The organism is Streptomyces sp. NBC_00691, from assembly GCF_036226665.1.
Taxonomy (GTDB): Bacteria; Actinomycetota; Actinomycetes; order Streptomycetales; family Streptomycetaceae; genus Streptomyces.
Genome location: NZ_CP109007.1, coordinates 7,623,805 through 7,646,836 on the forward strand (window position 1 = coordinate 7,623,805; position 23,032 = coordinate 7,646,836).

A 23,032-nucleotide genomic window follows, 5' to 3' on the forward strand; every position below is an offset into this window, starting at 1 on the left:
TCGCGACCCTGGGCGCTCGGTTCCCCGTCGCCCGCGCCCTGGACGCCGGCCGGCGTACCGCACCGGTAAACATGAGAGTTGTTCACTTTCCATTGACAGGGCGGGTCCGGGGACCCGAAAGTGCCGTGAGCCATCCGCACGCCGCCGATCGAAGCGAGTCCTCATGACAGCGCCCCTACCCGAGTTCCCGGCCGGTTTCCTCTGGGGAGTCTCCGCCTCCGCCTTCCAGATCGAAGGCTCGCTCACGGCCGACGGACGCGGCCCCTCCAGCTGGGACGCCTTCACCGTCGAAGAGGGCCGCGTCAAGGACGGCTCCCGCGCGGACGTGGCCACCGACCACTACCGGCGCTACCGCGAGGACGTCGCCCTGATGGCCGAACTCGGCGTCGGCGCCTACCGGTTCTCGGTCTCCTGGTCCCGCGTCCTGCCCGAGGGGCACGGCCGCGTCAACGACAAGGGACTGGACTTCTACGACCGGCTCGTCGACGAACTCTGCGCCTCGGGGATCGCCCCGGTGCCCACGCTCTTCCACTGGGACACCCCGCTCGCCCTGGAGAAGGAGGGCGGCTGGCTCGTCCGGGACACCGCCGAGCGTTTCGCGGCGTACGCCTCGGTGGTCGCCGACCGGCTCGCCGACCGCGTACCCCGGTGGATCACCATCAACGAACCCGCCGAGGTCACCCTCCTCGGCTACGGCCTCGGCGAGCACGCCCCCGGCAGACGTCTGGTCTTCGACGCCCTGCCCGCCGCCCACCACCAGCTCCTGGCCCATGGACTCGGCGTACAGGCCCTGCGCGCGGCGGGCGCCCGCGAGATCGGCGTCGCCGTCTCCCACAGCCCCGTCTGGACCGCCGGCGACACCGACGACGACCGGGCGGCCGCCGAGCTGTACGACACGCTCACGAACCGCCTCTTCGCCGACCCCCTCCTGACCGGCGCCTACCCGGCCGGCCTTGCCTCGCTCCTGCCCGGACCCGTCGCGGACGACCTCAGGACGATCTCGGAGCCCCTCGACTGGTACGGGATCAACTACTACAACCCGATGCTGGTCGGCGCCCCGCGGCCGGCCGCCGACGCGTCCACCGAGGCGCCGACCGCCGGGTCCTCGTTCGGCGGCATCGAGATACCCCCGGACCTCCCGTTCGACATCCGGCAGATCGAAGGACGCGAACTCACCGACTTCGGCTGGCCGGTGGTCCCGGACGGACTGCGCGAACTCCTCGCCACCATGCGCGAGCGCTACGGCGACCGGCTGCCGCCCGTCTGCATCACCGAGAACGGCTGCTCCTACGGGGACGGCCCGGACCGCGAGACGGGGCGGATCGACGACGCCCGCCGGATCGCGTACCACGACGGCCACGTCCGCGCGCTGCACGAGGCGATGGCCGAGGGTACCGACGTCCGCGGCTACTTCATCTGGTCGATCCTCGACAACTTCGAGTGGGCGGAGGGGTTCCGGCAGCGCTTCGGGCTCGTCCACGTCGACTACGAGACGCTGGCGCGCACGCCCAAGGAGTCGTTCGCCTGGTACCGCGACCTGATCAAGAGCGGCAGATGACCGCCGAGGGGACGACGGCGGACGGAACCGCCGCCGCGCCGGCCCCCGGGACCGGCACCCCGGCCGGCGGGCGATGGGTGGGCGCGCTCTCCCTCGCCAACCTCGGGGTCTGGGTCGGCTGGTTCGGCCCGCTCCAACTGCTCCTGGCACGCCAGGCCGAACAGCTCACCCCCGACCACAAGGCGTCCACCCTCGCCCTGGTGACGGGGGTCGGCGCGGCGGTGTCGATGGTCGCCAACCCGGTCTTCGGCGCGCTCTCCGACCGGACGACGGCGTCCGTGGGCCGGCGGATCCCCTGGGTGATCGGCGGAGTGGCGGGCGGCGCGGCCGGACTGCTCGTCCTCGCCGCGGCGCAGAGCGTCGCGACCGTGATCGTGGGCTGGTGCCTGGTCCAGCTCGCCCTCAACGCGGCCTTCGCCGCGCTCACGGCGGCCGTCCCCGACCAGGTGCCGCCGCGGCGCCGCGGGCTGGTCGGCGGCTGGCTCGGCGTCTCCCAGGTCGTCGGCATCCTGGTGGGCACGGCGCTGGCCACGGTCGCGGGCGGGGTGGTCGGCGGATACCTGGCCTGCGCGGTCTTCACCGTGCTCGCGGCCGTTCCGTACGTCGTGATGCGGCGCGACACCCCGCTCGCCCCGGCCGACCGGCCGGTCTTCCGGTGGCGGACGTTCCTCGGCGGCTTCTGGATCGACCCGCGCCGCCATCCCGACTTCGGATGGGCCTGGCTCACCCGGTTCCTGATGAACCTGTCGTACTCCATCAGCACGATGTACCTGCTCTACTACCTGACCGACGCCGTGCGCTACGACGGTGACGCGGACAACGGCGTACTCGTCCTCACGGCGCTCAACGCGCTCACCCTGCTCTCCACGGTGGTGATCAGTGGCATCCGGTCGGACCGCAGCGGCCGGCGGAAGTGGTACGTGATCCGGTCCGGCCTCGTCATCTCCGCGGCCACCCTGCTGCTCGCCGTCTGGCAGACCTGGACGGGCGCCGTCGTCGCCTCCCTGGTGCTCGGCCTCGGTTTCGGCGTGTACACGGCCGTGGACTTCGCCCTGCTCACGGACGTGCTGCCGACGGCGGAGGACCGCGGCAAGGACCTGGGCGTCATCAACATCGCCAACGCGCTGCCGCAGGTCCTCGCCCCCGTGATCGCCGCCCCGGTCGTCACCCGCTTCGGCGGCTACACGGCCCTCTACGCCCTCGCTGGAGCCCTGGCCCTCGCGGGATCGGTCCTGGTACGCCGTATCCGCTCGGTCCCTTAGGCGACGGCTCGCCGTCGTCTACGGGCGGGCGGCCCCACGGCACCGCTCGGCCCGCCGCCGGGCCGCCTCGTCCGGCGCGGACCCCGGACCGCCGCCCCCGGACCTCAGACCTCGGGAAGGGACGGATGGGACGTCCACGGGGTCGGTGCGGTGATGGCCCAGCGTTCGTGGTCCCGCCAGTCCCCGTCGATGTAGAGGTAGGCGGGGGAGAGGCCCTCGTGGCGGAAGCCCAGTCGCCGGACCACGGCGAGTGAGGCCGTGTTCCCCGGCTGGATGTTGGCTTCGAGACGGTGGAGCCGCAGCTCGGTGAACGCGTACTCCAGGACGGCGGTGAGCCCCTCGGTCATGTAGCCGCGCCCCGCGGACGGGGCGAAGGCCGCGTAGCCGAGGGAGGCGCCCTGGTAGCGGCCCCGGATGATCGAGTTGATGTTGACCATGCCGGCTGCCGCGCCGGTCTCCCGGACCCGGATCAGCAGGCCCCGGTTGGTGCCGTCGTCGAAACGGCCCATCCAGGTCCGGAACTCCTCCGCGGTGGTGGGCAGTTGCATCCAGGGCCCGTGCAGCTCGGAGCTGGCGCGCACGAGCGAGCAGAACTCTTCCTGGTCGGCGAGGGTGAGCGGGTGCAGTGCGACCCGTGACGGAGTGGTGATCATGGGCCCACGGTATCCCCGCCCCCGGAGGAGGACAGGAATCGTTCCAAAACCGTCCCCAGCGGCGGTATAGGGTCGCTGGAGACCGGCCCGGACGCGACGGCCGGACGCGACGGGGGGCTCGCATTGGAACGCCTGGCCGAAGAGGACCGGCCCGCGCCCGCGGTGCTGCCCCCGCGGATGCGGGGAGGACTCGGGCTCACGGCGGTCGTCGCCGCCCTGGTGGTCGTCGCCCTCGGGGTCCTGTACACCGACGCCGGCCGGCCAGGCAGCGTGGACGCGCGGATCCTGGCCGCGGTCGAGGGAGTGGGCCCCCGGGCGCGGGACGTCGCCCTGGCCACGGACTTCCTGGGGGAACCCCTGGGCGCGGCGGCCCTGGTCGCGGCCGTCGTCACGGGCTGTCTGCTGCTGCGGCGGCCTCGGGCGGCGGTGCTCGTCGTCGCGGGCGTCGGCATCGCCGTGGTGACCACCAGGCTCCTCAAGCATCTCGTGGGACGCACCATCCACGGCGACGAGAACCTGTCGTACCCGAGCGGGCACACCGCCTTCCTCACCGCGCTCGTCCTCGTCGTGACGCTGCTCGCGACCGGCCGGACCGGCCTCGGCAGGACGGCCGGCACCGCACTCGTGCTGCTCGTGGCACTGGTCGCGGGCGTCGCCATGGGCTGGGCCCAGGTCGTCCTGGGCGCCCACTACCCGACCGACGCCCTCGGCGGCTGGTTCACCGCGCTGGCGGTGATCCCGGCGACCGCGTGGGCGGTCGACCGGGTGGCCGACTCCGTTCGGCGGAAGGCCGGCTGACGTGACGTCACCCCCACGGGGTGACGTCACGCCGAGCCACTCACACCACGCGCCGGAAGACGGGCTTCACCGGCCGCCCGCCCAGCCACGGGGTGGGGTCGGCGGCGTCCAGGGCCTTCCGGTACACCGCGCACGCCTGGGCCACCACGTCGACCGTGCGGTCGATGTCCTCGTCGTCGAGCGCGCTGCTCACCACGAACGACGGGGCGAGCACCCCGCCCGCGAGGAGCCGGCGCAGGAACAGCGTGCGGTACTCCTGCGACGGCTGCAGGTTCTCGTCGAGGGTTCCGAACACCAGGTTGCTGGCCCGGCCCCGCACGACGAGGTGGTCGCCGACGCCCATGGCGGCCGCGGCCTCGCGGACCCCGGCGGCAAGCCGCTCGCCGAGGGCGTGCAGGCGCGCGGTGATGCCCTCCTCGACATAGGTGGTCTGCACCGCCGTCGCCGCGGCGAGCGCGTGCGTCTCCGCGCCGTGCGTGGTGGACAGCAGGAACACCCGGTCTCCGGAGTGGCGCAGCCCGCCCCACTCCATCAGTTCGCGGCGCCCGGCGAGCGCGGAGACGGCGAACCCGTTGCCCAGCGCCTTGCCGAACGTGGAGAGGTCGGGGACGACCCCGTACAGGCCCTGCGCCCCCGCCTCGGACCAGCGCAGACCGGTGATCATCTCGTCGAAGACCAGGACGCAGCCGTGCCGGTCGGCCAGCTCGCGCAGTCCCGCGAGGTACCCGGGCGGGGGCTCCGTGTGCCCGGCCGGTTCGAGGATGAGGCAGGCCACCTCGTCCCGGTGGCGGGTGAGCAGCTCCTCCGTGGCGGCCAGGTCCCCGTAGGGGAACGCCACGGTGAGCTCGGTGGTCGCCGCCGGGATGCCGGCGGACATCGGCGTGGTGCCGATGAACCAGTCGTCGACGGAGAAGAACGGGTGGTCGCCGCAGACGGCCACCCGCGGGCGCCCGGTGACGGCGCGGGCGAGGCGTACGGCGGCGGTGGTGACGTCGGAGCCGTTCTTCGCGAACTTGACCATCTCGGCGGTCGGCACCGTGGCCAGGAACCGTTCCGCGGTCTCGACCTCCAGGATGGACGGCCGGACGAAGTTGCCGCCGCGGTCGATCTCCCGCCGTACCGCTTCGAGCACGCGCGGGTGGGCGTGCCCGAGACTGACCGACCGGAGCCCGGAGCCGTACTCGATGTAGCGATTGCCGTCGACGTCCCACACATGGGCGCCGCGGCCGTGACTGATGACCGGGGCCAGGTGCTCGGGGTACTGGTCGTCGCCCTTGGCGTAGGTGTGCGCGCCCCCGGGGATCAGGGCGTGCAGCCGCTCGTTGGCCTGCCGCGAGCGGGGCAGCCGGAACTCTTCGGTCTCTTCGGTGTCCACGCGGACTTCACTCTCCAGGGCGTCAGTGCTTGTGCTTGAGGGCCTCGGCGAGGCTCGGCGCCTCCCGGTCCCGCGGGGACATCGACACGGGCGGCAGCGGCCAGGGGATGGCGAGTTCCGGGTCGTCGAACGCGATCGTCACGTCCTCGGCCGGATCGTGCGGGCGGTCGATCCGGTACGAGGTGTCGGCGGTCTCGGTCAGCGCCTGGAAGCCGTGCGCGCACCCCGCCGGGATGTACAGGGTCGTCTGCGTCTCGCCGGACAGCTCGAAGAAAGCCCGGTTGCGGTAGGTCGGCGAGTCCGTCCGCAGGTCCACGACGACGTCGAAGATCCTGCCGTACGAGCACCGCACCAGCTTGGCCTCGCCGGCGCCGGAGCGCAGGTGCATGCCGCGCAGCACGCCCCGGACCGAACGGGACACGCTGTCCTGGACGAAGGCGTGCGGGTCGAGACCGACCGAGCGGATCACATCGGCGTCGAACGTGCGGCAGAAGAAGCCGCGTTCGTCGGCGTACGGGGTGGGCTCGAACAGGTACGCGCCGTCGATCTCCGGGACTGCGATCGCTTTCATGGTGTCTCCCGCAGGGCGTGGGCGTGGGCATGGCCGGTCCTCGGGAACACGGCCGCGGTCAGTGCGGTGAACTGGTCGTCGAGCTGCCGGGCGACGGTCAGGTTCCGCTCGGCGAGGGTCCGCCGCAGCTCCGGCGCCCGCCGCTCCAGTTCCCGGAACCGGTCGAGCAGCCGGTCGGCGTCGACCTCTCGGGCCGGGTGGCAGTACGCGCCGAGGCCCATCCGGTCCATGAGCGCGTCGCTCTTCGCCGCGTAGCTGAGCGCGAGCGTCGGCGCGCCGACCTTCAGCGCGCAGACCAGGTTGTGGTACCGGGTCGCCACCACGGTGTCGGCGGCCGCCATCTCCTTCATGAGGTCGGCGAGCGAGGCGGTCTCGGCTGCCGTGACCAGCGGGGAGTCCACCGCGGCGAGGATCGCGTCGACCACCTCGCGGTCGACGTCGTCGCCGGTGAGCAGCCGGACCGGCCTGCCGTCCTCGGCCAGGGCGCGGACGAAGCGGGTCGTCCCGTCCAGGTAGCGCCGGTGGATCTCCTCGGCCCGGGCGCGGTCGTCGTCGCCGCCGTGGAAGGCCATGACGCCGACGCACACCGGGCCGGGCCTCTCCGACGGGGTGCTCGACGGCGGCGTCGGGAGGGCGAAGGCGAGGTCCGGGTGGACCTCGTCGCGAGCGGTGTCGACACCCATCGCCCGCAGGGCGTCGCGGGACTGCTCGTCGCGGTACGACCGGTACGCGGCGAGCCGTGCCGACCGGCGGACCAGGGCCCGGGTCGCCCGGTTGCCGATCGGGGCGGCGCCGACGCCGACCAGCGCGACCCGGGTGCCGAACAGCCTGCCGGACGCGCAGAGCAGGAGCAGGGCGTACGGGAAGCCCCACGGCCGCAACGGCAGCGTGGCCTCCAGGACGCCCATGCCCGGCACGATCACCACGTCGTGCCGGCGCACCCAGGCGGCGGTGCGGACGGCGTCGACGAGTTTGCCGATCCCCTTGCCCACGACCGCGCCCGCCCGTGACGCGGTCCGGTACTCCCCGCGGTACCAGTGCAGCCGTGTCGCGGGGAGCCCGTGCCGGAGCCGTACGACCTCGGGACCGCCGCACATCGCGTCCACGACCGCTTCCCCGTGGTCCCGGCGGAGATAGGCGAGCACGGCCTCCATCGACCCGTCGTTGCCGAGGTTGCCCGAGCCGAGCAGTCCGAACAGTCCGACGCGGACCGGGTGCCCCGCCGGAGGCCTCATGTCCGCCTGCCTTCCCGGCCGGCCACGATCGCGTCGAGGGAGACGGTGAGCCGCGCCGGGTCGACCGGGGCGCGGTCCTCGACCCGCTCACCGGCGCCCGGCCGGACCCGGCTGGTGGCCCAGGAGACCAGGTGGCCGTAGCAGGCGCGCCGGTCGGCGGAGGTCAACGGCGCCCGTCGGATCGCCGCGACGAAGCCCCAGACGTACTCGGCGAGCAGCCGGGGCGTCGGGTGCAGCGGACCGGCCCGGCGCGGGTCCAGGTTGACGCACCGGGAACGCTTGGAGGGGTTGGCCCGCTCGGCGCGGGTGGGGTGGTCCCGGCGGAAGTACAGCAGCTCCGGCACCTGGTGGAAGGGCCCGTGCAGGCCGATCTCGGAGACGAACGTGCGGTCCGCGTGGTGATAGCTGTCGTGCGGCTTCACCCGGCGCAGCACGTCGGCCCGCATCACCCCGTAGAAGTCGTCACCGCCGGGCTCGAACAGCATGCTGCGGAAGCGCTCCGGCGCGCGCGGCGAGTCGGTGGAGAGCGTGTACTCGTACGGCACCTTGACCCGGCCCTCGCCGTCGATGACGGCCTGGTCGGCATGGGCCAGGATCACGTCGGGCCGCTCGTCCAGCGCGTCCACGCAGCGCCGCAGCAGGTCCCGCGCGTACAGGTCGTCGTGCGAGGCCCACTTGAACAGTTCGCCGCGGCACTGGGTGAACACGTAGTTGTGGTTCGGTGCGGCGCCGATGTTCCGGGGCAGCCGGATGTACCGGATGCGCGCGTCCTTCGCCGCGTACGTGCGGCAGATGTCCTGGGTGCCGTCGGTCGAGGCGTTGTCGGAGATGACCAGCTCGAAGTCCTCGTAGGTCTGACCGAGCAGGGCGTCGAGCGCCTCGGCGAGGTACTCCTCGCCGTTGTACACGGGCAGGCCGATGCCGAGCCGGGGTGGGGCGGTCATGATGTCCTCACTTCGGGAAGGGGGTTCTGGTGGTGCTCGCGCAGGGCGGAGCGCAGCTCCAGCCACCACACGGCCGAGCTGCCGAGGGTCGCGGCGGCGACACCCCAGGCCGAGCCGACCGTGCCCGCGGCGACCGCCCCGCCGAGCCCGCCGCCGACATAGAGGGTGGAGGCGATCAGCTGGCAGCGCAGGCTGCGCCGGGCCGCGGCGAGCGCGCGGAGCCCGGCGGCCGCGCCGGTGCCCAGGCTCGCGGCCGCGACGCCGAGCGCGGCCGGCACGATGAGCTCCGAGGCGGCCTGCCAGACGTCGCCGAGGACGAGCTCGCCGAGCCGGTCCGGCACGAGCAGCAGTGCCGCGCCCCAGAGCAGCGCGGCGACGGCCTGCCCGCCGCCGAGCAGGAGGCAGAACACGCGCAGGCGGTGCGGCGCCTGCCGCAGCACCCGTGCCGCCTCCGCGACGGTCACCAGCGACAGGCCCATCAGGACGGCCAGGAACGGGCCGAGCAGGAGCTCGGCGCCCCGGACCACCCCGACCGCGCTGACGCCGACGATCGCGCCGAGCCCGTACGCCCGCAGCTGGCCCGCGCCGCTGACGCCCACGTTCTCGACGAGGTACCGGTAGCCGAGGTCGCGCTGCTCGCGCATCCACGAGCGCGCCCCGGCCGGCCGGGGCGCGATACCGGACTGGAGGTAGCCGTATCCCGCGGCGACCGCGGCCGACGCCCCCCAGGCGAGCACGAAGGCGGCCACGCTGCCCACGCGGGCCGCCACGACCATGGCCGGGACCAGGGCGACGCCCATCACGACGTCGTTGACGAACGCCTTGCGCCCGGCACCCGCGGCGAAGAACGAGAACCGCCAGGCGTCCTGGAGGAGCAGCCCCGGCAGCACCACACCGAGGCAGGCGAACGCGGAGCCCACGGGGCCGCCGACCCCGAGCCCGAGGGCCAGGCACACCGTGCCGACGACGACGCCGACACCGAGCGCGGTACCCGACGACCGGGCCACCGCCCCGCGCCAGGACGCCTCCGGCACGCCGCTGAAACGGACCATGAGCGGGTCGGTGGCCAGCCCGCGGGAGATGCCGAGCACCACGCCGAAGGTCACCCAGGCCAGGCTGAACACGCCGAACGCGTCCAGCCCGAGCGAGCGCGCCACATAGATGCCCACCACGAAGTTGGTCGCGCTCGACGCCGCCTGGTCGGCGAGCCCCCAGGACAGCCGGCCGGCCATGGCACGCCGCGCGGCCGGCCGGCCGGGTCCGGCCGGGTCCGCGGGCGTCGTCGTCCTCTCCCTCTCGGTGCTCGTCACATCACGCCTTGATCAGTCCGGCGGAGGCCAGCGCGTCGGCCGCGCCGGCCACCGAGTCGAACGGCAGCCCGGACCGCTCGGCGACATCCAGCAGACCGCGCTCGCCGTCGGCCATGCTGAGCACCCACAGCATGGCCATCTGGGCCTGCTTGGCGTCGCTGCGGCCGCCGAGCGAGTCGTACAGCCCGCGGCGTCCCAACTGCGGTTCACCGTACGGGCTGAGGTTGACGTACCGCCGGTTGCGGTCGAGCAGGGAGAACGCCTCCCGGCAGACGGTCAGCGTGTCCTCCATCGCCTCCGGGGAGACGAAGCCGGGGTTGTCCGCCGAGGTGTGGTACTCGGGGTACCCGGCGTACGGGGTCCGGCTGAGCGAACCGACACCGAGATCGAAGCCGGGCGAGCAGTACTGCCGCTCGTCGTAGCCGTACGGAGTGAACTCGGTGATGTGGTGCGGGCGTTCGGAGGAGGTCAGGACGTGCCGCAGCACCCGGTCGATCTCCGCGTCGCCGCGCCTGCTCCGCTTGTACGTCAGCCGGCCGGGGTCGCCGGCACAGGCCAGCACGAGCCCGTGCCTGACCTTCTCGATCCGCTCCGCGTTGCGGGCGAGCCAGGTGATCGCACCGATGGTGCCGGGCGCGTAGATGAACCGGTAGGTGTAGTACGGCGTCTCCTCGGCCAGCGCCATCGCCAGGAACGTCGCCACCGCGATGCCGGCCAGGTTGTCGTTGGCCAGCGAGGGGTGGCAGACGTGACAGGAGACGATCACCTCCTCGGCGACCTGCCCGGGGACCACGTGCTCGGCGTAGGTGAGGTGCCCGTCCGCGAGCGTGGAGTCGACGCACACCTCGTACTCGCCGTCCGGCAGCGCGTCCAGGGTCTCCTGGGCCAGGCAGAACCCCCATTCCGGCGTGTAGTAACTGGTCCGGTACGGCACCCACGTCGGGTGGTCCGGCAGGGTGTGCAGATGCTCCCGCAGCTCCGACAGCGGCATGGTCCGCGCCACCGGCACGCTGTAGCCGAGCACGTGCAGGCTGGACGCCGCGAAGTCGACGACCCGGTTGCCCGCCGCGTCGGCGATGTACGCGTCCCGGATGTTCCACTCCTGGGGCACCGTCCAGTCGAGCACCTGCGTCCCGGTCGGCACCTCGTGCACCTCCAGCGGAACGTACTCGCCGACAATGTCCAGGGTGGCGCGCACCCCGTCGCCGGTGATGCTCCGGCAGAGCGGGTAGAGCCGCTCCACCAGTGCGTGCATCCGCCCGCCGGCCGAGGTCGTCGGCTCCTCGCCGGCCGCGGTCATCGGCGCCACCGCAGGGTGTCGTCGACGGTGCCGTTCTCGGACGCCGCGCGCAGCACGGCGAGCCGGGTGAAGCGACGCTCGAAGCCTTCCCGCGTGAGGGCGAACTCGCGGTAGGCGTCGGCGAGTTCGAGCGCGCCGCGCTTCACCGACCACTCGCAGTCGAAACCGGGCAGCGCGGCCCGGAACCGGGAGAAGTCCACCCGGTACGAGCGCGGATCGGCACCGGTCTCCCCGGTGATCACCACCTTCGAGCCCGACACCGCCTCGGCGACCTGCCCGGCGATCTCGGCGACCGTGACGTTGTTGATCTCGCTGCCGATGTTGAACGCCCGGTCGTGCACCGCCTCGCGCGGAGCCGTCAGCGCGGCGGTGAAGGCCCGCGCGATGTCGGCGGCGTGCACCAGCGGACGCCAGGGCGTGCCGTCGGACATCACGAGCACCTCGCCGGACAGCAGGGCGTGGCCCACCAGGTTGTTCAGCACGATGTCGGCGCGCAGCCGCGGCGAGAAGCCGAACGCGGTGGCGTTGCGCATGTACACCGGGCTGAAGTGGCCGTCGGCGAGCGCGTGCAGATCGTCCTCCACCCGCACCTTGGACTCCGCGTACGGCGTCACGGGGCGCAGCGGGGCGTCCTCCGCCACCAGCGCGTCACCGCCCGCGGCGCCGTAGACGGAACAGGTGGACGCGTACAGGAAGCGCCCCACCCCGGCCTCCTTGGCCAGTCGGGCGAGCCGTACGGAGGCGTGGTGGTTGATGTCGTAGGTGAGGTCCGGCGCCAGCGACCCCAGCGGGTCGTTGGAGAGCGCGGCCAGATGGATCACGGCGTCCACCCCGGCCACGTGCTCGGCCGTCACGTCGCGCAGGTCCACCCGATGTCCGGACGGGTCCGCCGGCGACGGGCCGAGCACGCAGTCCGCGAACAGGCCGGAGTCGAGACCGACGACCTCGTGCCCGGCGGCGGAGAGGACCGGGGCCATCACGGTGCCCAGGTAGCCCTGGTGTCCCGTCAGCAGTACGCGCAAGGTTCATTCCCCCAGATCGAGAGTGAGTTTGGTGACCGCGAACGCCTCGGCGTACCGCGCGTGGCATTCGATACCGCGGATCCGGGCCAGGCCGAGGAAGGCCTCCCGGTCGTACCAGGGACGGTGCCGCTGCGAGGGGTAGTGCTCCTGCAGCAGCCGTACCTTCTCCTCGGCGACCTCCGGCGACAGCGGTTGGTACGCCATCGGCCGACCGAGGTCGCCGTCCCACTTGACGATCTCGTAGCCGAGTACGAGATGGTCGCGGAACGCGGTGGGAAGCAGCCGTGCCAGGCCGCGATGATCCTGGTGCGCGTCGTCGGTGCGCGGCGCGAGGATCACGTCGGGCTCGGTCCGGGCGCGCAGCTCCTCGACCGCGGACTTGGCCTCCTCCCAGTGCGCGGGCAGCCGGCCGTCCGGCAGCTTGAGCACGGTCAGCCGCAGGTCGGCTCCCGGGCAGAAGGCGGCGAGCGCGGCGCGCTCCTCCTCCTCACGCTCGCCGCCGCCGCCGGAGAGCACCAGCGCGTCGACCCGTACGCCCGGCCGCGCGAGGCACAGGGTCAGCAGCGTGCCGCCCGCGCCGATGGCGATGTCGTCGCAGTGCGCCCCCACCGCGACGATCCGCTCCAGGCTCCCGGAGCCGAGCCGGATCACGCGGACCCCGCCGACGCGCCCGTGCTCACGCCGTCCCGCTCCCACACGGCCCACGGGCGGTCGCCGCGGGTGTACGCGGCGTCGAGCGCGGCCCGCTCCTTCACGGTGTCGGTCGGCTTCCAGAAGCCGCGGTGCTGGTAGGCCACCAGCCTTCCGCGCTTGGCCAGTTGGGCACAGCCGTCGGCGACCAGGTCGCCGTTCTCGGGTATGTGGTCGAAGACCTCCTGGCGGAGCACGAAGTAGCCGCCGTTCTCCCACAGCGGCATGTCGCTCACCGCCGTGATGCCGCCCACCAGACCGTCGTCACCCAGGTCCACGCAGTGGAACGAGGACTGCGGCGGCACCACCATCATCGACGCGCCGGCGTCACGCCGGGAGAACCGGTCGATCATCTCCGGCAGCGGGGCGTCGGTGAGCACGTCGGCGTAGTTGGCGAGGAACATCTCGTCGCCGTCCAGATGGTGGCGCACCCGGCGCAGCCGCTCGCCGATCGGCGACTCGATGCCGGTCTGCGCGAACGTGATCGTCCAGTCGGCGATGTCGGTGGAGAGCAGCTCGGTCCTCCCGCCCCGCAGGACGAAGTCGTTGGACGTCGTCTCCTCGTAGGTGAGGAAGAAGTTCTTGATGTGGTGGGCCCCGTACCCGAGGCACAGGATGAACTCCGTGTGCCCGAAGGACGCGTAGTAGCGCATGACGTGCCAGATCAGCGGGCGGGGACCGACCATCGCCATCGGCTTGGGGATGTCGTCGGTGGCTCCGCTGCGCATCCGCAGCCCGTAACCGCCGCAGAACAGGACGACCTTCATGCCTTCACCTCGACAACGCTCAGTTCCGGGATGGGGAAGACGAGCCGGCCGCCCCACTCGTGCACGAAGGACAGCTGCTCGACCAGCTCGTCCCGCAGGTTCCACGGGAGGACGAGGACGTAGTCCGGCCGGTCGGCGGCGATCCGCTCGGGCGGCAGGATCGGGATGCGGGTGCCCGGCGTGAAACGGCCGTGCTTGTAGGGGTTGCGGTCGACCGTGTAGGCGAGCAGGTCGGGCCGGATGCCGCAGTGGTTGAGGAGGGTGTTGCCCTTGCCCGGGGCGCCGTAGCCGACCACCGTCTCGCCGCGCTCGGCGGCGTCGATGAGGAACCGCAGGAGGTCCCGGCGCACCTTGGCCACCCGGGCGGAGAACTCCGCGTACCCGGACAGCTCCTGGAGCCCGGCGGCCTTCTCCCGGTCGAGGACCTCCGCCACCCGGCGGCTCGGCTCGCCGGCCACCTCGGACGGCCGCGCCCACAGCCGGATGGAGCCGCCGTGCGTGGGCAGCAGCTCGACGTCGACGAGCGTGAGCCCGCCGCTCGCGAGCGCCCGGGCGGCGGACGCCACCGTGTAGTACTGGAAGTGCTCGTGGTAGATCGTGTCGTACTGGTTCTCCTCGATCAGGGTCAGCAGGTGCTGCACCTCGACGGAGACCCAGCCGTCGTCCGCGACCAGGGCGCGCAGCCCTTCGGTGAAGCCGACCACGTCGGGGATGTGCGCGTACACGTTGTTGGCGACGACCAGGTCCGCCGGGCCGTGCTGGGCGCGGACGGCCGAGCCCGTCTCCGGCGAAAGGAACGCCGTGAGCGTGGGCACCCCCGCGTCCCGGGCCGCCGCACCGACGTTCACCGACGGCTCGATGCCGAGGCAGCGGATCCCCCGGTCCACCACGTGCTTCAGCAGGTACCCGTCATTGCTCGCGACCTCGACCACGAAGGCGTCGGGGCCGAGCCCGACCCGCCGCACGGCGTCGGCGACGTAGGTGCGCGCGTGCTCCACCCAGGAGGTCGAGTACGAGGAGAAGTACGCGTACTCCTGGAACGTCTCCTCCGGCGTGATCAGCGGCGGGATCTGCGCGAGCCAGCAGTCCGTGCAGACCCGCAGGTGCAGCGGGTACGCGGGCTCGGGCCGGTCCAGTCGGTCCGCGGCGAGAAAGCTCTCGCACGGCGGAGTCGCCCCCAGGTCGACGACGCTGGCCAGCGCCGCCGAACCGCAGAGTCGGCATCGTGTCATTTCTCCTGCCCCCCATCTCCGCTCGCGCGGGTGCCCCGCGGCGAGCCGGTCTCTTCATGCCCTGCCGGCGGCGCGCTGGTCCCGCCGCCCGACCCCACCGCGATCGCGGTGCGGTACTCCTCAAGGAGGCGTTCGAGCCCGACGGACGGGCTGAACCCCTTCTCGTAACGGCGCCGGGCCGCCTCACCCATCTCCCGGTTGCGGTCCGGCTCCGCCGCGATCCGGCGGATGCGGGACGCGAGCGAGGCGGGATCGCCCGGCCGGTGCAGCAGGCCGGTCACCCCGTCCTCGACGAGTTCGACGAAGGCGCCGTGAGCGGCCGCGACGGCCGGGACCCCCGCCGCCATCGCCTCCGCGACCACCAGGCCGAAGGTCTCCATGGCCAGCGAGGGAGCCAGCACGGCCACCGACCGCGCGACGGCCCTCCGGCACTCCTCCGGGTCCCACAGCCCGGCGTACCGGACGTCCTCCCGGCCCGCCGCCCAGGCGGACACCTCGGGCTCCAGCGGCCCCGCCCCGGCGATCACGAGCGGCACGCCCACACCGCCGCCCGCCGCGACCTCGTCCCAGGCGGCCATGAGCAGCCGTACGCCCTTGGTCTCCGCGAGCCGGCCGAGGAAGAGCAGCTGCTCGCCCGCGCCCTTCCGGAGGGTGCCCGGGTCGGGCACGAAGTTGTGCTTCACCGCCAGCCGCTCGGCCGGCATCCCGGAGCGGACCAGGACGTCGCGCTGGGCCGAGGAGATGCAGAGGAACCGCTCCACACCGGACCACCAGCGCCGCCGGTTGACCGTCAGGCTGACCGCGAGCGGCACCGTCGCCAGCCGGGAGTTCCGGTAGCAGCCGTGCCGGACGGCGGGCAGCGACGCCGCCGAGCCCACGCACTCGGTGCACTGCCGCCCGGCCCGGTGCAGCGTCCCCGGCGGGCACACCTGGGTGTAGTTGTGCAGCGTGGCGACGACGGGAACGCCGACGTCCGCGCAGGCGGCGAGCACCGAGGGCGAAAGGAGCGGGAACACGTTGTGGACGTGCACCACGTCCGGCCGGTCGGCGCGGAGCCGGGCGGTGAGCTCCGCGCGGGACGCCGGGTTCCACGGCACGAGCAGCGGCACCGCGACCTTGCCCAGCAGGGAGCGGGCGGCGATGTCGTCACTGCGCCGCTCGAACAGGTCGACCCGGTGGCCGGCCGCGCGCAGCAGCCCCACCTCTTCGTCGACGACCCGGTTCTCCCCGCTCGGCTGCGCCGAGGAGTAACGGTTGTGGACCACGAGGACATGCATGCTCAGGTCACCTCCTGGCCCAGAGCGGGATACGGCGTCGGGTGATGTCGTGCGTCGGTACGGGCGTGGCCGGGGCGGGGACCGCGAGGAGCGAGGCGGCCAGGGCCAGATGGAGCAGATACGCGGAGGCGTCGCCGAGACCCACCTCGGTGTACGAGGAGATCCCGCAGTAGCCGATCAGGAAGATCGCGCAGGCCCTCGGCAGCGACGGCGGCCGCAGCAGCGCGACACCGCCGAGCACGATGACGATGGCCGCCACGAGGGTGACGCCGACCAGCCCCTGCTCGTCGTAGACGGCCAGCCAGCTGTTGTCGATCGGCAGGCCGTCGAACGACTTGTCGCCCAGGCCCGTGCCGAACACCCTCTCGCCGGTCGTCCGGGGCGCCGAGAGGAGCGCGTCCCAGACCTTGGCCCGTCCGGTCAGGTTGGCGAAGTTCTCCTGGCTCTGCCCGCGCAGGAACCACGCCCGCAGCGCGGAGCTGAACACCACCGCGGCCACCGTCGCGCACAGCACCGCCCAGGCGAAGAACCGGCGGGCGGCGGCGCTCGTCAGGATGAGCGAGCCGATCGCCAGCACGAGCCCGATGAGCAGGCCGAGCGTGGCCGTCCGGGTGTGGGTCATCGCGAGCAGCACGAGGGACGGCACGATGACCACCGCGGCACCGGCGCCGGTGGTCCGGCGGCCGAGCAGGAGCAGCACGGCGAGCCCGATGACCACCGCGGCGTACTGGCCGATCTGCGGCGGGGTCAGCGGCCACAGCGCGCCGACCAGACGCCCGCCGTAGTACTCGGGCATGGCCGTCGCCGGTGAGACGGCCAGGCCCGCGGCCACCAGCACCAGGACCGCGAAGTACATCCGTATGTGGTGGCGGACGAAGGTCAGTCCGCCGTCCCACCAGCGGGTGAGCAGCCACAGCGTGGCGACGAAGAGAGCCAGCCGGGCGCAGCGGAACAGCGCGCCGACCCCGACCTCCAGCTGCACGCTGGCGATCAGACTCGGCACGAGCAGCAGCGTGAGCAGGAGGACGAACGCGCTGGGCCGGATCCGCAGCCGGGGGTTGAGTGCCAGAGCCAGCGCGAACGCCGCGACCAGCGCGCCCATGGTGGCCATCTGAATGAGGGAGCGGGGGATCGCGACCACGGTCTTCGCCCCCGCCGAGCCCAGCGTGTTGAGGCCCAGCAGCGCCCAGACGATCCCGACGGCCTTCGGAGTGCCGCCGGGGCGCGGCCCGTCGGCGGGGCGTGGGCCCGCCGGGTCCGCCGCGAACGGCGGCCGGTCGTGCCTCAGATCGTCGTCCATCTCAACCACCGGCCCGGGGGCCGAAGCTGCTGCCGGCGTCCTGCCCGTACGGTGCGCCCTGCCACTGCCGGGAGTCCAGCGCCCGGCTCCGGTCGCCCGCGACGAAGTTCCACGGACCCTGGTACAGGTTGCCGTGCCAGCGGTTCTGCTGCCGGTGGGTGATCGCCTCCGCCACCCGCCCGCCCTTGTACGGCGACCAGTCCGGCGAGGTGCCGTCGTTGGCGAACACCGCCATCCGCGCGCACTCCGCCGCGCAGCCCACGACGGACGGGTCGAGGACGAAGCGGTTGCCCCGGATGTCGACCCGCTGCGTCTTCCACCGGCAGTCTCCGTAGAGCGGTGCGACGGCGATCGCGGGCCGCGCGCAGCGGCCGGTGTCCTTCACCAGGAGGGTGCAGTAGCCGGTGGACGTGTTGGCCGGGCTGTTGCAGAACCGGTCGGCGTTCTCCCAGAGGGTGATCCCGTTCCAGTTGTTCTCCAGCACGTTGCCGTAGATCTCGATCCTGTCGGTGCGGGCCGGGATTCGCGGTTCGCCTCCGGCCTCGGAGACGTAGACCGTGGCGTACGGGAAGTCGTCGCCGTCCCTCGCGTACGCGCGGCCCTCGACCCAGTTGTTGCGCCGGATCGTGTTGTTCCGGACGACCGCGTTGTAGCTGGTCTCGTACATCAGCGCGGCACCGTCGTTGGACTCCAGCAGGTTGTCCTCGACGAGGAAGTCGTTGTTGTTGTTGTCGGCCCACAGTCCGGCGCCGCGGTTGGCGTGCACCCAGTTGCCGCGTACGTCGGCGCCGTCGACGGCCCAGAACTTGATGCCGCCGGTGCAGCCGCAGCCGGGCTGCCGCCGCTCCCAGTCGTCGGTGTTGTTGCCGACGATCTCGTTGCCCTCGACCACCAGGCCGCGGAGGGAGTCACCGGTCTTGTAGGCGTTCATGCCGTACTGGCCGTTGTCCCGCAGACAGCTGGCGCGGACCCGCTGGCGCGCACCTGCCATCAGGCCGGCCCCGGAGTTGTACTGGACGGTCGTGTGCTCGATCACCCACCCGTCGGCCATGTCGTGGTTGACCACGCCCTCGTCGTGCGGCGCGATGAAGCGCTCCACGGTCAGATGGCTGAGGGTCACGCCGGTGGCCGTGCCGCCGAAGGCGTACTGGTTGACCTTCCGGCCGTCGAGCACCGCGCCGGGCGCGCCGATGTAGCGGTCGCCCTCCTTGACGATGACCTGCGCGTAGGGGTCGGACTCCAGAGTGTGCCTCCCCGGTCGCAGCCAGAACGTGGTGTGCGGAGGGCTGTTCTCGGTCTTGGTGGCCAGATCGCCGACGACCGCGGGGTCGACCGTCACCGCCCCCGGCGGCGCGGTCACCGGCCCGGGTACGGCCCGGTCGCACACCCGGGCCCGGGAGGTGGCGGGCGCGCCGGGCGCCTCGGAGACGTGGGAGGAGGCGGACGCGCCGAACGGGGCGGCCGCGCCGGACCCTCCGGTCGCCCGCGCCGGGGCGTCCGGTGTGCTCGTGCAGCCGGTCGCCACCAGCAGGACCACCGTCAGTGGTGTCACCGCCCAGGCCCCGTACCGCCCCCTGATCCCCACGCGCCCCCCTAGCCGCTGAACCCGAGCACGGTGGTGAACCCGGACACGCCGTCGGCGTGGCCGGTGCCGACCAGCGTGGTGGCGGGTTCCTTGCGCCCGAAGCCCGCGGAGTACCAGCCCAGCGGCGGGTGGTTCTCCCCGCGATGCGCCCGCCAGGACAGCTCCCCGGGCAGGTCGAGCACCGCCGAGCGGTCCTCGCCGTCCCGGGTCCAGGTGAGCAGCGCCCGGTTCCCCGTCAGGTCGGCGGAGACGGCCGGACCCAGGTGGAACGCGAGACGCACCGCACCGGGGGCGCCGCGGACCTCGTCCACCACGCGCAGCTCCCGGCTGGCGGCGGTCAGTTCCACCCGGCGGCGGTGCACGGAGCGCTGGTAACCGTCGTGCTCGGCGCACCAGCGGGCCGTTCCCCCGGCGGGGCCGGGCGACGGGTCCGCCACCAGGACGCGGGTGCGGGCGTGCCGGGTCCACAGGAACGGACCGCCCGAGACGGACTGGTCGCCGCCGTCCCACTGCAGGGTGTTGTGGCCGAGGGTCGACCGGAAGTACTGCCGCCACTCGGGCTGCCCGTGGTAGCAGAACGTGCCCGGGTCGGCGAGCACGTCGACCCCGTCGTGCCGGACCTCCACGGACAGCGCGTCGGCGTGGGCGTGCGCGGCGATGGACAGGAACCCGTGCGGGCCGCCGTCGCAGCGGCACCAGATCTCCCCGGGGCCGCGCAGGATCGTCATGCCCGCGTCGGCGAAGTGGGCCGGCCGCCTCGCAGGGCGGGTCACCGCCGGTCCCGTGCTCGCGTACGGCCGGACGAGCGCGGCGAGCAGCGGCGTGCGGACATCGGTGCCCGTCACCTCCGGCCACCAGTCGAGCCGGCCGAACACGGCGCCCCCGGTGGCGAGGAGCGAGGCCCAGCGATCGGTGCCCGCGCCGTCCACGATGAGACCGTGCCCGTCGTCCGCGTCGCCCTGCCGCGGCGGCCGTAACCGGCCGTCCACGACGGCGGCGAGCGCGTCTGTCATCCGCAGCAGCACCAGCCGGACGGTCGCGGGGACCGGCAGGCCGGCCGCGTCCGCCTCGGCGACCGCGGCCAGGCCGAGTTCGAGCACCAGCCCGTGGTACTCGGTGGCCAGCTCACGGTTGAGGCCCGAGCCGAAGGTGTTGCTCCGCAGATGCCGGTCGAGGGACCGCATCGCGTCGGCCCGCCAGCCCGCCGACGACGGGAACCACGCGAACGCGCAGGCCGCGGCGAGCTGACCGGCGGCCTCGGCGATGATGTGGTTGTTCGCCGAGGACCCCCGGCTGGGAAAGGCGGCCAGCCAGCGCTGGTGGTGCCAGATCTGCTTCCGCGCCACCGGGTTGTCCTCGAACAGCGCGGCCGCGCCCGGCCAGCCGTCCAGCAGCCGGCGGATCCACACCCAGGACAGGAGCCGGATCCCCAGTTCGATGCCGCTGATCCAGTGCACCCCGCGCAGCGGCGCGTTCGCCGCCCACCACAGCCGCAGGTGCTTCGCCACCCGCTCGGCGTACCGATCGTCCCCGGTGACCGCGTAGGCGGCGGCGAGCACGGTGAGGTACTGGTGCCGGGACAGCTCCCAGATCTGCTTGATGTCCCCGACCGTCTCCTCCTTCCGGTAGGGCACGTCGAAGGCGTACCCCCACGGGGCCCGCCGCCCGGTCTTCGGGTCGTACCACCAGTCCGGGTCGGTCAGGTCGTCGCGGTGCACCCCGAAGTACTCGGCGTGCCCGGCCATCAGCCGGTCCGCCTCGGCGACGAGCCGCTTCGCCGCGTCCGGCGGCACGGCGGCGATCGTCCCGGCGGGCAGGACGGCGGTGAAGCGGGCGCCGGTCACGTCCGGCGCGTCCGGCAGCGCCGACCGCCAGCGCCGTCTGCGCACCGTGTCGCCGACCCGTCCGCCGACCTCCTGGGGCCCCATCCGGGACAACCGCCGGAGGTACCAGCCCGCACTCATGGTCATCGAGCGCCCGCCAGGGTCACGGGCGCGCCACCGGCCAGACCGGCCTGTACGGCGAGGGTGGCCGCCGTGGTGGCGACCAGGGACTCCAGCGGCACCGGCATCGGCCCACCGGTGCGCACCGCCTTGACGAACGCGGCCAGCTCGGCGTTCTGCCCCTTGTTCCTGGCCTGCGGCAGCCGGGAGCTGACCCAGCGCTTGGTGCCGTAGACCGAGGCGCGGACGAAGTCGTCGAGCCGCAGCACCTTGCCGTCGGCGACGAGGTCCAGCGTCTCCTTGGGGAAGCTCGACGCTCCGGTGGTGACGTAGCTGATGGTGGCGGTGGACCCGTCCGGGTAGCGCAGCACGACCTGGAGGTCGTCGCTGCCGGACGTCGAGACCGCGTACACCGAGACCGGATCGGCGCCGAGCAGCCAGCTCGCCGTGTCGATGAAGTGGCCGCCCTCACCGGCGAACCGCGAGCCCTCGGTGCCCTGCTGGAGGTACCAGCTGCCGTGCTGCAGCCGGCCCGCGTTGACCAGGTAACGGAGGTTCGCCGGGCCGGTCCGGACGCCGAACCGGGCCTTGGCCTCCTGCAGCAGCGGCGCGAACCGGCGGTTGAAGCCGACCTGCAGCCGGTCGTTGCCGGACTCCTCCACGGCCGAGAGGACCCCGGCCAGCTCGTCCTCGGAGAGGGCGAGGGGCTTCTCCACGAAGACCGACTTGCCGGCGAGCAGCGCCCTGCGGGTCAGTTCGGCGTGCGAGCTGTGCCGGGTGACGACGAACACCGCGTCGATGGATGCGTCGCCGAGCACCGCGTCGAGATCGGTGGTCGCCTCGGCGAAGCCGAACTTCCGCTGCGCGTTGGCCGCGGACAGCGCGGTCGTGGTGACCACGGTGGACAGTTCGACGCCGTCGCGCTTGGCCAGGTGCGGCAGCAGCATCGACGTCGCGTAGTTGCCCGCGCCGACGAACGCGAGGCGCACCGGCGCGTTCGCCGGCCGGGACAGGGCGGGCGCTCCGGCACCGCGGCGGACCGCGGGCACGGCCACCGCCGGTGCCGGGGCCGATGCCTCGTCCTTCTCCTCCGGGTACCGGAACAGCACGGCCACGGCCTTCAGGTCGCCGTCCTTCAGCCGCCGGTACGTGTCGACGGCGTCGTCGAAGCCGGCGACGTGGGACACCAGGGGCTCCACGTCGACACTGCCGCGGGCCATGAGGTCCAGGAAGCACGCCAGGTTGCGGCGCTCGGTCCAGCGGACGTAGCCGATCGGGTAGTCCCGCCCCTCCAGCTCGTACTCCGGGTCGTAGCGCCCGGGGCCGTACGAGCGGGAGAACCGGACGTCCAGCTCCTTCTCGTAGTACGCGTTCCACGGCAGGTCCAGGCGGCACTTGCCGATGTCGACGACGCGGCCGCGGTCCCGGCACAGCCGGGCGGCGAGCTCGACGGGCTGATTGCTGCCGCCGCCGGCGGCCAGGTACACCTGGTCCACGCCGTGACCGTCGGTGAGTTCGGCGACGGCGGCCTCCACGGCCGTGGAACCGGGATCACCGCAGGCCACGGCGCCCAGGCGCTCGGCGAGCTCGCACCGCGCCGGGTCGGGGTCGGCCCCGACGACGCGGACGCCCGAGGCGGTGAGGAGCTGCACCACCAGCTGCCCGATCAGCCCGAGACCGATGACGAGCGCCGTTTCGCCGAGCTGCGGCTCGCCCTGCCGGACGCCCTGCATCGCGATCGATCCGACGGTGCCGAAGGCCGCGTACCGCGGCGCGAGGCCGTCCGGCACCTTGGCGTAGAGGTTCTTCGGCACCCAGTTCAGCTCGGCGTGCAGGGCGTGCTCGTTGCCCGCGCAGGCCACGACGTCGCCGACCTTCACGTCGTCGACGCCGGGGCCGACCTGCTCCACCACGCCGCACAGCGAATAGCCCAGCGGGGTGTACGAGTCCAGCTTGCCCATCACCTTCTGGTAGGTGGCGGGAAGCCCGTTGGTCGCCACGCTCTGCATGACCTTGGCCACCTGGTCCGGGCGGGAGCGGGCCTTGCCCAGCATCGACATGCCGGCCTCGGAGACCTTCATCAGCTCGGTCCCGGTCGATATCAGCGAGTAGGAGGTGCGGACGAGCACGCCGCCCGGCTTGCACCCCGGTACCGGCACGTCGAGCACCGCGAGTTCGCCGGTCTTGTAGTTCTGTACAACCTGTTTCAC

General features: G+C 73.0%; 19 protein-coding genes. 3 read left to right on the top strand and 16 right to left on the bottom strand.

Features of this window, described 5'->3' with window-relative positions:
• Window positions 1-163 precede the first annotated feature (163 nt).
• Together OG392_RS34215 and OG392_RS34220 are read left to right on the top strand one after the other, a co-directional pair.
• Complete coding sequence (locus OG392_RS34215; RefSeq protein WP_329285989.1) at window positions 164-1,558, top strand: GH1 family beta-glucosidase; 1,395 nt, start codon at window positions 164-166, stop codon at window positions 1,556-1,558.
• Complete coding sequence (locus tag OG392_RS34220) at window positions 1,555-2,820, top strand: MFS transporter (protein WP_329285991.1); 1,266 nt, start codon at window positions 1,555-1,557, stop codon at window positions 2,818-2,820. The genes OG392_RS34215 and OG392_RS34220 overlap by 4 nt, the downstream gene beginning before the upstream one ends.
• 104 nt (window positions 2,821-2,924) lie before the next feature.
• Here OG392_RS34220 and OG392_RS34225 read toward each other — a convergent pair whose 3' ends face one another.
• Window positions 2,925-3,473, bottom strand: coding sequence for a GNAT family N-acetyltransferase (locus OG392_RS34225; RefSeq protein WP_329285993.1), 549 nt, complete (start codon window positions 3,471-3,473; stop codon window positions 2,925-2,927).
• Between the two features lie 177 nt (window positions 3,474-3,650).
• Here OG392_RS34225 and OG392_RS34230 point away from each other — a divergent pair, with 177 nt between their 5' ends.
• A complete protein-coding gene (locus OG392_RS34230; protein WP_329287628.1) occupies window positions 3,651-4,271 on the top strand; it encodes a phosphatase PAP2 family protein in 621 nt (206 codons plus the stop codon).
• Window positions 4,272-4,311: 40 nt separating this feature from the next.
• Here OG392_RS34230 and OG392_RS34235 read toward each other — a convergent pair whose 3' ends face one another.
• The 15 genes from OG392_RS34235 to OG392_RS34305 all read right to left on the bottom strand — a co-directional run bounded on the left by OG392_RS34235 (window position 4,312) and on the right by OG392_RS34305 (window position 23,032).
• Window positions 4,312-5,646 (bottom strand): glutamate-1-semialdehyde 2,1-aminomutase, encoded by a 1,335-nt coding sequence (locus OG392_RS34235; protein ID WP_329285994.1) that lies wholly within the window; start codon window positions 5,644-5,646, stop codon window positions 4,312-4,314.
• A gap of 22 nt (window positions 5,647-5,668) precedes the next feature.
• Window positions 5,669-6,217 carry a dTDP-4-dehydrorhamnose 3,5-epimerase gene (rfbC, locus tag OG392_RS34240; RefSeq protein ID WP_329285996.1) on the bottom strand — a complete coding sequence of 183 codons (549 nt, stop codon included), beginning with the start codon at window positions 6,215-6,217 and terminating at the stop codon, window positions 5,669-5,671.
• Window positions 6,214-7,452: a polysaccharide pyruvyl transferase family protein gene (locus OG392_RS34245; RefSeq protein WP_329285997.1), complete on the bottom strand. Its 1,239-nt coding sequence runs from the start codon at window positions 7,450-7,452 to the stop codon at window positions 6,214-6,216. The genes rfbC and OG392_RS34245 overlap by 4 nt, the downstream gene beginning before the upstream one ends.
• Entirely contained in the window at window positions 7,449-8,396 is a 948-nt protein-coding gene (locus tag OG392_RS34250; protein ID WP_329285999.1) for a glycosyltransferase family 2 protein, read from the bottom strand. Before OG392_RS34250 ends, OG392_RS34245 begins: the two co-directional genes overlap by 4 nt.
• Window positions 8,393-9,628 carry a hypothetical protein gene (locus tag OG392_RS34255; protein ID WP_329287631.1) on the bottom strand — a complete coding sequence of 412 codons (1,236 nt, stop codon included), beginning with the start codon at window positions 9,626-9,628 and terminating at the stop codon, window positions 8,393-8,395. The genes OG392_RS34250 and OG392_RS34255 overlap by 4 nt, the downstream gene beginning before the upstream one ends.
• Before the next feature lie 79 nt (window positions 9,629-9,707).
• The gene (locus tag OG392_RS34260) at window positions 9,708-11,006 is read right to left on the bottom strand and encodes a DUF4910 domain-containing protein (RefSeq protein WP_329286001.1); all 1,299 of its coding nucleotides are present in this window, start codon (window positions 11,004-11,006) and stop codon (window positions 9,708-9,710) included.
• Window positions 11,003-12,028 (bottom strand): NAD-dependent epimerase/dehydratase family protein, encoded by a 1,026-nt coding sequence (locus tag OG392_RS34265; protein ID WP_329286002.1) that lies wholly within the window; start codon window positions 12,026-12,028, stop codon window positions 11,003-11,005. Before OG392_RS34265 ends, OG392_RS34260 begins: the two co-directional genes overlap by 4 nt.
• 3 nt (window positions 12,029-12,031) lie before the next feature.
• A complete protein-coding gene (locus OG392_RS34270; RefSeq protein WP_329286003.1) occupies window positions 12,032-12,679 on the bottom strand; it encodes a PIG-L deacetylase family protein in 648 nt (215 codons plus the stop codon).
• Window positions 12,676-13,485, bottom strand: a complete 810-nt coding sequence (locus tag OG392_RS34275) for a glucose-1-phosphate cytidylyltransferase (RefSeq protein WP_329286005.1) — start codon at window positions 13,483-13,485, stop codon at window positions 12,676-12,678. Before OG392_RS34275 ends, OG392_RS34270 begins: the two co-directional genes overlap by 4 nt.
• Window positions 13,482-14,717: a class I SAM-dependent methyltransferase gene (locus OG392_RS34280; RefSeq protein WP_329286008.1), complete on the bottom strand. Its 1,236-nt coding sequence runs from the start codon at window positions 14,715-14,717 to the stop codon at window positions 13,482-13,484. Before OG392_RS34280 ends, OG392_RS34275 begins: the two co-directional genes overlap by 4 nt.
• A complete protein-coding gene (locus tag OG392_RS34285) occupies window positions 14,714-15,994 on the bottom strand; it encodes a glycosyltransferase family 4 protein (protein WP_329286009.1) in 1,281 nt (426 codons plus the stop codon). The genes OG392_RS34280 and OG392_RS34285 overlap by 4 nt, the downstream gene beginning before the upstream one ends.
• Window positions 15,995-16,001: 7 nt before the next feature.
• On the bottom strand, window positions 16,002-17,294 hold the full coding sequence (locus tag OG392_RS34290; RefSeq protein ID WP_329286012.1) for an O-antigen ligase domain-containing protein: 1,293 nt from the start codon (window positions 17,292-17,294) through the stop codon (window positions 16,002-16,004).
• A gap of 1 nt (window position 17,295) precedes the next feature.
• Complete coding sequence (locus OG392_RS34295) at window positions 17,296-18,879, bottom strand: right-handed parallel beta-helix repeat-containing protein (protein WP_329286015.1); 1,584 nt, start codon at window positions 18,877-18,879, stop codon at window positions 17,296-17,298.
• Window positions 18,880-18,887: 8 nt separating this feature from the next.
• Window positions 18,888-20,849, bottom strand: a complete 1,962-nt coding sequence (locus tag OG392_RS34300; RefSeq protein ID WP_329286016.1) for a heparinase II/III family protein — start codon at window positions 20,847-20,849, stop codon at window positions 18,888-18,890.
• Window positions 20,846-23,032, bottom strand: a complete 2,187-nt coding sequence (locus tag OG392_RS34305; protein ID WP_329286018.1) for a bi-domain-containing oxidoreductase — start codon at window positions 23,030-23,032, stop codon at window positions 20,846-20,848. Before OG392_RS34305 ends, OG392_RS34300 begins: the two co-directional genes overlap by 4 nt.